The organism is Acidovorax sp. KPB24-07, assembly GCF_057543315.1.
In genome coordinates, this window is sequence record NZ_BAAJYS010000025.1 from 19,471 (window position 1) to 29,324 (window position 9,854).

9 protein-coding genes are annotated in these 9,854 nt (G+C 66.3%); 7 read left to right on the forward strand and 2 right to left on the reverse strand.

Annotated elements, in window-relative coordinates; genetic code table 11:
• Positions 1 to 2 precede the first annotated feature (2 nt).
• The 4 genes from AC27IQ_RS05510 to AC27IQ_RS05525 all read left to right on the forward strand — a co-directional run bounded on the left by AC27IQ_RS05510 (position 3) and on the right by AC27IQ_RS05525 (position 5,798).
• The gene (locus AC27IQ_RS05510) at positions 3 to 905 is read left to right on the forward strand and encodes an amidohydrolase family protein (RefSeq protein WP_487088750.1); all 903 of its coding nucleotides are present in this window, start codon (positions 3 to 5) and stop codon (positions 903 to 905) included.
• 73 nt (positions 906 to 978) lie between these two features.
• On the forward strand, positions 979 to 1,908 hold the full coding sequence (locus AC27IQ_RS05515) for an SMP-30/gluconolactonase/LRE family protein (protein WP_487088752.1): 930 nt from the start codon (positions 979 to 981) through the stop codon (positions 1,906 to 1,908).
• A gap of 187 nt (positions 1,909 to 2,095) precedes the next feature.
• Positions 2,096 to 4,351, forward strand: coding sequence for a catalase/peroxidase HPI (gene katG, locus AC27IQ_RS05520; RefSeq protein WP_487088754.1), 2,256 nt, complete (start codon positions 2,096 to 2,098; stop codon positions 4,349 to 4,351).
• A gap of 166 nt (positions 4,352 to 4,517) precedes the next feature.
• Positions 4,518 to 5,798: an NAD(P)/FAD-dependent oxidoreductase gene (locus AC27IQ_RS05525; RefSeq protein ID WP_487088756.1), complete on the forward strand. Its 1,281-nt coding sequence runs from the start codon at positions 4,518 to 4,520 to the stop codon at positions 5,796 to 5,798.
• 81 nt (positions 5,799 to 5,879) lie between these two features.
• Here AC27IQ_RS05525 and AC27IQ_RS05530 read toward each other — a convergent pair whose 3' ends face one another.
• Both AC27IQ_RS05530 and AC27IQ_RS05535 read right to left on the reverse strand, forming a co-directional pair.
• Complete coding sequence (locus tag AC27IQ_RS05530; RefSeq protein ID WP_487088758.1) at positions 5,880 to 6,758, reverse strand: hypothetical protein; 879 nt, start codon at positions 6,756 to 6,758, stop codon at positions 5,880 to 5,882.
• A gap of 169 nt (positions 6,759 to 6,927) precedes the next feature.
• Positions 6,928 to 7,473 (reverse strand): PAS and helix-turn-helix domain-containing protein, encoded by a 546-nt coding sequence (locus AC27IQ_RS05535; protein WP_272569447.1) that lies wholly within the window; start codon positions 7,471 to 7,473, stop codon positions 6,928 to 6,930.
• A 78-nt stretch (positions 7,474 to 7,551) separates the two neighbouring features.
• On the opposite strand from AC27IQ_RS05535, the gene AC27IQ_RS05540 reads away from it, so the two are divergent.
• The 3 genes from AC27IQ_RS05540 to AC27IQ_RS05550 all read left to right on the forward strand — a co-directional run bounded on the left by AC27IQ_RS05540 (position 7,552) and on the right by AC27IQ_RS05550 (position 9,787).
• On the forward strand, positions 7,552 to 8,364 hold the full coding sequence (locus AC27IQ_RS05540; protein ID WP_487088760.1) for a CoA transferase subunit A: 813 nt from the start codon (positions 7,552 to 7,554) through the stop codon (positions 8,362 to 8,364).
• A 1-nt stretch (position 8,365) separates the two neighbouring features.
• Complete coding sequence (locus AC27IQ_RS05545) at positions 8,366 to 9,007, forward strand: 3-oxoacid CoA-transferase subunit B (protein WP_284400194.1); 642 nt, start codon at positions 8,366 to 8,368, stop codon at positions 9,005 to 9,007.
• 270 nt (positions 9,008 to 9,277) lie between these two features.
• Positions 9,278 to 9,787 carry a chemotaxis protein CheW gene (locus AC27IQ_RS05550; RefSeq protein ID WP_272569450.1) on the forward strand — a complete coding sequence of 170 codons (510 nt, stop codon included), beginning with the start codon at positions 9,278 to 9,280 and terminating at the stop codon, positions 9,785 to 9,787.
• Positions 9,788 to 9,854 lie beyond the last annotated feature (67 nt).

A 9,854-nucleotide genomic window follows, 5' to 3' on the forward strand; every position in this document is an offset into this window, starting at 1 on the left:
CCATGCACCTGCCTGCGCTTCCCATCCCAGTGCCGCATTCCATGGGAGTGAGCCGCCCGTTGCGCTTGCTGCCCGCGATGGCATGCGACAGCCACATGCACATTTTCGATCCGCGCTTTGCACCATCGGTGCACTGGAAGCGCTTGCCCCCCGATGCACCGGTGGCTGCCTACCGTCGGCTGCAGCAGCGCCTGGGCACGGCGCGTTCGGTGGTGGTGACGCCTTCCACCTATGGCACGGACAACGCCTGCACGCTGGATGCCCTGGAGCAGCTTGGCGACACCGCGAGGGGCGTGGCGGTCGTGGGCACGGACGTGAGCGATGCCGAGCTGGAACACCTGGCCGCGCGCCGCGTGTGCGGCCTGCGGGTGAACTTCGTATCGCCGCAGTCCTGGGGTGCGACCACGCCCGAGATGCTCACCACGCTGGCGAGCCGCGTCGCGCGCCATCCGCACTGTGGTGGCTGGCACATCCAGGTCTTCGCGGATGCGGAGCAGATCGTCGCGCTTCGGCCGGTGCTGCAGGCGTTGCTCGTGCCGCTGGTGATCGATCATCTGGGCCGCATCGACCCGACGGAAGGCCCGTCCGCGCAGGCCTACGGCGTGCTGCGTAGGCTGCTCGACGGGGGCAACACCTGGGTCAAGCTCTCCGGCGCCTACATGCGTTCCACGGTGCGAGGCCCGAGTTACGCCGACACGCTGCCTCTGGGCCGCGCGCTGGTGCAGGCCGTGCCCGAGCGGCTGGTATGGGGCAGCGACTGGCCCCACACCACCGAGCCGCCCGGCACGGTGAACGATGCCGATCTGGTGGATCTGCTGCACGCCTGGACAGGGTCGCAGGCCGCGGCGGTGGACCGCATCCTGGTGGACAACCCTGCGCAGCTGTACGGGTTCGAAGCCGTCTGAAAATCGCATTCCGTTTACCGCCCTGGCCCAGGATTTCGCCGGGACGGGCCCTTTTTCAAAGAAAGCCGATCCCATGTTCTTGCTACAGGCCCCACAGGTCCGTGAACTGGAGCCGTTCACCTCGTTGCCCGATGCGTTCCGCCGCCGGGCGCGCAGCGCATGGGCCGATGCCAACCGCGGCGGCACCATCACCGATTCATTCCTCGAAGGCCCGGTGTTCGATACCGCCGGCCACCTGTATGTGACCGACATTCCATGGGGGCGCATCTTCCGCATCGACCCGCAGGGCGGCTGGAGCCTGGTCGCCGAGTACGACGGCGAACCCAATGGCATGAAGTTCCTGGACGCCGGCACGTTGCTCATCACCGATTACAAGAACGGCCTGGTGCGACTGGATGTGGCGAGCGGCACCATCACGCCTTATCTGGAGCGCCGAAACAGCGAGCGCTTCAAGGGCGTGAACGATCTGGTGTTCGATGCCGAAGGCAACCTGTACTTCACCGACCAGGGGCAAAGCGGCCTGCACGACCCGTCGGGCCGCCTGTACCGCCTGCGTCCGAACGGCCAGCTCGATCTGCTGCTGAACAATGTCCCCAGTCCCAACGGCGTGGCACTGTCGCCGGATGGCCGCGTGCTTTACCTGGCCGTGACGCGTGGCAACTGCGTGTGGCGCGTCCCGCTGTTGCCCGACGGGAGCGTGGCCAAGGTGAGCCAGTTCTTCACCTCCTACGGCCCGAGCGGCCCGGACGGACTGGCGGTGGATGCGCTGGGCCTTTTGCTCGTGGCCAATCCCGGTCTTGGCTGGGTCTGGGTACTCAATGGCCGGGCCGAGCCGGTGCAGGTGCTGCGCGGTGTGCCGGGAAGCTCCACCACCAACTTGGCGTTCGGCGGTGCGGACCTGCGCACGCTGTATGTGACCGACTCCACCCATGGCCGCATCCTGCGCGCCGGAATGGAGGCATCGGGGCTGCCGCTGCACACCGGCGCAGCGCTCGACGGCTGATCCTGCCAGAGCAAGGAGCAGGGCGGGGAGAGCCATACGCCCGCCGCTTGCCGCGCGCTTGTTGGCGAGGGCTCGGGTGCGGCTGATCATTTCGAAAAACTATTCCAGGCATGTGATTAATTGCCTTTTCCGGCGGGAGTCTTTTCTCTAGCATTCACCCATCAATCAGCCGCAAGAGGAATGCCCCATGAGCCAAGAGACCAAGTGCCCGTTCCATGCCGCCGCCGTCAATGGTGGAACCCTCAACAAGGACTGGTGGCCCAACCAGTTGCGCGTGGACCTGCTGCATCAGCATTCGTCCAAGTCCGACCCCCTGGGCAGCAGCTTCAACTACGCCGAAGAGTTCAAGAAGCTCGACTACGAAGCCCTGAAGAAAGACCTGCGCGCGCTCATGACCGACTCGCAGGACTGGTGGCCGGCCGACTTCGGACACTACGGCCCGCAGTTCATCCGCATGGCGTGGCACGCCGCCGGCACCTACCGCACGGGCGACGGCCGTGGCGGTGCGGGCCGTGGGCAGCAGCGCTTCGCGCCGCTCAACAGCTGGCCCGATAACGTCAACATCGACAAGTCGCGCCGCCTGCTCTGGCCCATCAAGCAAAAATACGGTCAAAAAATTTCCTGGGCCGACCTGCTGGTGCTGACCGGCAACGTCGCGCTGGAAACCATGGGCTTTCGGACTTTCGGCTTCGCCGGCGGCCGTGAAGACACGTGGGAACCCGACCTGGACGTGTACTGGGGCAGCGAGAAGACGTGGCTGGGCGGCGATGCCCGCTATGGCAAGGGCACTCCCGGCGACGGCACCTTGGTGGCCGACCCCGCCATGCACGGCCAGGAAACCGACCGCACGGACAGCCAGGGGCGGAACCTGGAGAACCCCCTCGCCGCGGTCCAGATGGGCCTGATCTATGTGAACCCGGAAGGCCCCGAAGGCAATCCCGACCCGATCGCCGCCGCGCACGACATTCGAGAAACATTCGGCCGCATGGCGATGGACGACGAGGAAACCGTGGCCCTGATCGCCGGCGGCCACACCTTCGGCAAGACCCATGGGGCCGGTGCCGCCGACCATGTGGGGGCTGAGCCCGAAGCCGCAGGCATCGAGCAGCAGGGCCTGGGCTGGGCCAGCAGCTTCGGCTCCGGCAAGGCCGGCGATGCGATCACCAGCGGCCTGGAAGTGACCTGGACCACCACGCCCGCGCAGTGGAGCAACAACTTCTTCGAGAACCTGTTCAAGTACGAATGGGAACTCACCAAGAGCCCGGCCGGCGCGCACCAATGGCAGGCCAAGAACGCCGAAGCCATCATTCCCGACGCGCACGACCCCACCAAGAAGCGCATGCCGACCATGCTGACCACCGACCTGTCACTGCGCATGGACCCGGCCTATGAAAAAATCTCGCGCCGTTTCCTGGACAACCCCCAGGCCTTCGCCGAAGCCTTCGCGCGGGCCTGGTTCAAGCTCACGCACCGCGACATGGGGCCGCGCGCGCGCTACCTCGGCCCCGAAGTGCCGAAGGAAGTGCTGATCTGGCAAGACCCCGTTCCCGCGGTGGACCATCCGCTGGTCGATGCGTCCGATGTGGCGGCCCTCAAGGCACAGGTCCTGGCCTCCGGCCTGTCGGTGTCCGAACTGGTGGGTACGGCCTGGGCTTCGGCATCCACCTTCCGCGGTTCGGACAAGCGCGGCGGGGCCAATGGCGCCCGCATCCGCCTGGCGCCGCAAAAGGACTGGAACGTCAACCAGCCGGCGCAACTGGCCCGGGTGCTCCAGGTGCTTGAAGGCATCCAGAGCGACTTCCATCGCGGCGCCGCAGGGGGCAAGCGCATCTCGCTGGCCGACCTGATCGTGCTGGCAGGTGCGGCGGGCGTGGAGCAGGCGGCCAAGAGCGCGGGCGTCGAGGTGACGGTACCGTTCTCCCCGGGCCGCACCGATGCGCGGCAGGACCAGACCGACGTGGAATCGTTCGCAGTGCTCGAGCCCGTGGCAGACGGTTTCCGCAATTACCAGAAGCGCCGCTACAGCGTGCCTGCCGAGGTGCTGCTGATCGACAAGGCCCAGCTGCTGACGTTGACTGCGCCCGAGCTGACGGTACTGATCGGCGGGCTGCGTGCGATCAACATCAATGCCAACGGAACCCGCCACGGTGTCCTGACCGCAACGCCTGGCGCGCTCACCAACGACTTCTTCGTCAACCTGCTCGACATGGGCACAGAGTGGAAGGCATCGGCCCAGGACGCCGGGGTGTTCGAAGGCCGCGACCGCAAGACCGGCGAGGTCAAGTGGACCGGCACGCGCGTGGACCTCGTGTTCGGCTCCAACGCCCTGCTGAGGGCGCAGGCCGAGGTGTATGCCGGGGCGGACGCCAAACGCAAGTTCGTGGACGACTTCGTTGCGGCCTGGACCAAGGTCACCGAACTCGATCGCTTCGATCTGGCCTGACCTGCCGCGTCGGCTCTGCTGAGCCGGCGCGCTTTCTCCGGGAAAAGCCCGTGGCTTCGACGCCGCGGGCTTTTTCGCATCCGCGTGCGGCAAAGGAGCCCTTTTGGGCGCGGGGAAGGCCTGCGCGCCCTAAACTTGCTGCATCGCACAAAAAGCGGGAGATGGAATGCATTTCGACATCGTGATCGTTGGCGGCGGCGCGGGCGGCCTGGAATTGGCGGCACGCCTCGGGCGGGGCCTGGGGCCCCGGGTAGGGCGGGAAAAGGTGCTGCTGGTCGACCGCAGCCCGTTCCACATCTGGAAGCCCACGCTGCACGAGGTGGCCGCCGGCACGCTCGATGCGCACCAGGAAGGGCTGTCCTACACCGTGCTGGCCCGGCGCAACCATTTCAGTTTTGCCATGGGCGAGATGGCGACCCTCGACACCGAGCGCAAAGGCATCACCTTGTCGGAGATTCGCGATGCGCAGGGTGAAGCCGTGGTGCCCCGGCGCACCGTGAGCTACACGCGCCTGGTGCTGGCGATCGGCAGCGGCTCCAATGCCTTCGGCACGCCTGGCGTGGAGCACGCGTACCTGCTGGAGAACGTGCGCGATGCGCAGCGTTTCCATGCCGACTGGCTGGCCGCGTGCGCCCGTGCCTCTTTCTCCGAGAGCCGTGCGCTGGGCGTGGCCATCGTGGGCGGTGGGGCGACCGGGGTGGAACTGTCGGCCGAACTGCTGGAGGCCCATGCCGAACTGCAGGAAAGCATGGGCGATGGCCAGCGCTTTCGGCTCGACATCACGCTGGTGGAAGGCGGCCCGCGCATCCTGGGCGGCCTGCCCGAAAAGATCTCGGCCCAGGCCCGGCTGGCGCTGGAGCGCAAGCAGGTCAACGTGCGCACCGGCACGCGTGTGACCGAGGTGCGCCGTGGCGCGCTGGTCACCTCCGAAGGCAGCATTCCCGCCGAAATGATCGTGTGGGCCGCGGGCATCAAGGCTGCTGATGCCAATGCCCGCATGGGGCTGGCCGTGAACGGTCTGAACCAGTTCGTGGTGGACGACCGCCTGCGCACCTCGGTGCCCGGCGTCTATGCATTCGGCGACTGCGCCGCCTGCCCGTGGGAGGGCGGCAAGACCGTTCCGGCGCGGGCCCAGGCCGCGCACCAGCAAGCCGACTACCTGGCCAAGGTGCTCGGCGCGATGCTGCGCGAGCGCGAAGTGACCGAGGCGTTCGTGTACCGCGACTTCGGCTCGTTGGTGTCGTTGGGCGATAACAAGGGCGTGGGCAACCTCATGGGCGGCCTGATGGGACGCAACTTCTTCGTGGAAGGCCTCATCGCGAAGTGGATGTACATCTCCTTGCACTTGAATCACCACCGGGCCATCCTGGGCCTGGGCAAGACGGCTGTGCTCGCCCTGGCGCGGCTGCTGCAGCAGCGCGTGTCCGGACGGCTGAAGCTCCACTGAGCGCGTGGCTGCAAGGAGCTGGGCAGGCATGCCGGTTCCGACCCGGCCGCCCGCCACCGTCCTGCGGCCCGCTTGCGCGCCTTACTTGGGGGTATAGGTGATCTTCGTTACCTCGTAAGTCGAGGGCCTGCCGTTGGAGCTGGACGTGGCGATCTTGATCGTCCGGCCCTGGTAAGGGCCTTCTGCGACCACCCAGGTCTGGAAGTTGGCCACGACGCGCCCGGTCGGCCCCACCGTGACGAAGTCGTTGTTGAATTTGCAAACGTTGAAGGTACCCATCGCGGTCTGCAGCGACTCCCTGCCCACGTACGTGAACTGGTCTTCCACGGTTTCCGAATAGGAGCTGGGCGCCGAGCCCGCCTTGGGCACGATCGTGAACTGGTTCTTGTGGTCCCGCTGGACGGTCTGGCCGGGCTGCATGTCCAAGGGCGTGGACACGGGTGGATCGTAGACCTGCGTCAGTACCTGGGTGGACGTGTCGGATACGACGCCGTACGCCAGTTCGCTGCTGGCCGTGCGGTCGCGGAACAGCCGGTTGTTGCCCAGGGAGCCGGTGGACTGCGGCGTGAACATGACCGGTTTCGCGCCGGCGAAATCCTGCCGGCCTCCGGTCGTCGTGGTGCTGGTGGTCGTGAGGTCGGGTTGCCCGTCCATCTTCGTGAGGCCCTCTTCGACGAGCACCGTCCCTTCGTTGAAATCCGCCGCGTTGTAGCAGGCGGCGGAACTCCCGCTCGAAGGTGCGGGTGCGGGCGTGGGGGCAGGTGCTGGAGCGGGTGACGGTGCCGGCGATGGCGATGGCGATGGGGCTGGCGTGGGCGCTGGAGCTGGGGTGCCGCCGGGCGGCGTGGTCACATCGCCCCCACCTCCACCACCGCCGCATGCGGTCAGGGAGGCGGCGGTCAATGCGGCGAGGGCTGCGAAAGCGGCGGTAGCGCGGAATGAATGGAAACTGGTGGGCATGGGGTCTCGGGATGGGTCGCCGCTCCGCGGCGCCGCGCACCATGCGCCGCACCGCCGGCTGGCAGGTTGGGGTGTGCAGACGGTATCCGTGGCCTCCTTGCCGCGGTACCCCACCCAGGGAGCGCAGATGAAAGCAAGTGTTAGTAGGGGTATCCCTGATTGCCGGCCGTCATCCTGCCATCAGCTTCTGCACCAGGTCGGCCGCTGTGGAGGCTGCGTATTTGCGCATGAGGCGCGCGCGGTAGATCTCCACCGTGCGGTGGCTGATGTCGAGCGCGCGGCCGATCTCCTTGGAGGTCAGGCCGTCCAGCAGCCGCGCCGCCACCTCGCGCTCACGGCCGGTCAGTTCAGCCTTGACGGACCGCTGCGAGCTGAGGTCTTCGAAACTCCAGATGCCCGATTCATGAGGAGCCTCGCGGTTGAGCGCCCGGCCCGAGACATGGCACCAGAACACCTCGCCGCTGGCCCGCTTCATGATGCGGTTGTCGGCATAGTGGCCCCGCGCATTCAGGATGGGCTCCATGTGCTTGCCCAGGCGTTCGTATTCATCCGCGCTGGGATAGAGAATCCGGAAGGACTGGCCGATCAGCACCTCGCGCGAGGCGCCGAACATCTCGCACACCTGGCGATTGCAATCGACCATGGTGCGGTTGCGCGAAATGACCAGACCCACCGGGGCCATTTCGAAAGCAAGGCGGTAATCGGCGACATCCATGGAAGTATTTAGGGAGAACTACGTAGCGGGGTACGTAGTATCGTAGCGGCCATCCAACCTGATGTTGAGGAGTCTCCAATGAACAAGCTTTTTCCCACCGCGGCCGGGGCGCTCAAGGGCGTCGTGGCCGGCGGCCAGATGCTGGCCGTCGGCGGCTTCGGGCTCTGCGGCATTCCCGAGGCGCTGATCGACGCCCTGCGCGACAGCGGCGTCAAGGACCTCACCGTCATCTCCAACAACGCCGGTGTGGACGGCTTCGGCCTCGGCAAGCTGCTGGAAACGCGCCAGATCAAGAAGATGATCTCTTCCTACGTGGGCGAGAACAAGGAATTCGAGCGCCAATACCTCGCCGGCGAGCTGGAGCTGGAATTCACGCCGCAGGGCACGCTGGCGGAGAAGCTGCGGGCGGGAGGCGCCGGCATTCCGGCCTTCTTCACCAAGACCGGCGTCGGCACCATGGTGGCCGAGGGCAAGGAACTGCGCGAATTCGACGGCGAAACCTATGTGATGGAGCGCTCGCTGGTGCCCGATGTGTCGCTCGTCAAGGCCTGGCGCGCCGACAAGTCCGGCAACCTGCAGTTCCGCCTGACCGCGCGCAACTTCAACCCCGCGGCCGCCACGGCCGGCAAGGTCTGCATCGTCGAGGTGGAAGAGGTCGTGGAGACGGGCGACATCGCGCCGGACGATGTGCACCTGCCCGGAATTTACGTGCACCGCATCGTGCACAACCCCAACCCTGAAAAGCGCATCGAAAAGCGCACCGTGACCGCCGCGCCCGTCGATGTGGCCGCTGCCAAGGTCGAGGCCCAGGCCGTGATCGCGCAGGCCGCTGCCACCAGCGAAGCCGTGCCCACGGTGACGGTGCCCGTCAACAAGAAAGAAGGAGCCTGAGATGCCCTGGACCCAAGACCAGATGGCCGCGCGCGCGGCACAAGAACTCGAAGACGGCTTCTACGTGAACCTGGGGATCGGCATCCCCACGCTGGTGGCCAATTTCACGGGGGACAAGGAAGTGTGGCTGCAGTCCGAGAACGGCATGCTGGGCATCGGCCCGTTCCCCACCGAAGACGCCGTGGACGCCGACCTCATCAATGCCGGCAAGCAGACCGTCACCACCATCAAGGGCTCTTCCATCTTCGGCAGCGACCAGTCGTTCGCCATGATCCGGGGCGGCAAGATCAACTTGTCGATCCTCGGCGCCATGCAGGTGAGCGAGAAGGGCGATCTGGCCAACTGGATGATCCCCGGCAAGATGGTCAAGGGCATGGGCGGTGCGATGGACCTGGTGGCCGGCGTCAAGCGCGTCATCGTGCTCATGGAGCATGTGGCGCGCAAGAAGGACGGCACCGAAGACCTCAAGATCCTGCCCCAGTGCACGCTGCCCCTCACCGGCGTGGGCGTGGTGGATCGCATCATCACCGACCTGGCCGTGATGGACGTCACGCCCAAGGGGCTGCAGGTGGTCGAACTCGCGCCGGGCGTGACTTTCGAAGCGCTGCAGGCCAAGACGGGTGTCACGTTGCTGCCAGCCTGAGGCTGTCCTGTCGGCACGCCGGACAGGCGGGCAAGCGGCCCGGGTCTTGATGGCCCCAGGGGCTTTCCGGTGGGCCGCCACAGGCAACCGCCACCAGCGCTGCCGAAGCCCGAGGGCAGGCCGTTGCTAGCACAGCAATGGCCTTCTTTGAATAGGTGGAATCGGCTAAATGTCAGCACAAGTAACAAGGCGGCTGATATGCTGGACCATTGCCGCGCGCGCCAGACGGTCGTCTGCACGTGCTGAACCCTGATCTGTGAAGGACCTGCCATGCTGTCGACCCCCGCTTCCGCCTCTCCCCGCCATGCCACGGGTGCCGCCGCCAACGCAGCGGAGTACCTCACCTTTCGTCTGGGGCAGGAGGAATACGGCATCGACATCCTGCGCGTGCAGGAAATCCGCTCGTACGAGCAACCCACCCGCATGGCCCACGCGCCGGACTTCATCAAGGGCGTGATCGATCTGCGCGGCGTGATCGTCCCCATCGTCGATCTGCGGCTGAAGCTGCGCTGCGCGCAGGCCGAGTACACCGATTTCACCGTCGTCATCATCCTCAACGTGGGCGGCACGGTGATGGGCGCCGTCGTGGATGCGGTGGCCGACGTCGTTCCCCTGCAGGCCGAGGCCATCCGGCCGGCGCCGCAGTTCCAGGGCGAGGTGGATTCGGCCTTCGTGACCGGCATTGCCAGCGTCGGCGAGCGCATGCTCATCATGATGGACATCGAATCCCTGCTCAGCAGCGCCGAAATGGGACTGGTGCGCTCGGCTGCCGTGGCGTAGCCCGTTGCCAAGGTCAGGAGCGTTGCTATATTTTTTGTAGCGATATGCCCTAGTGGATATTGCGCTG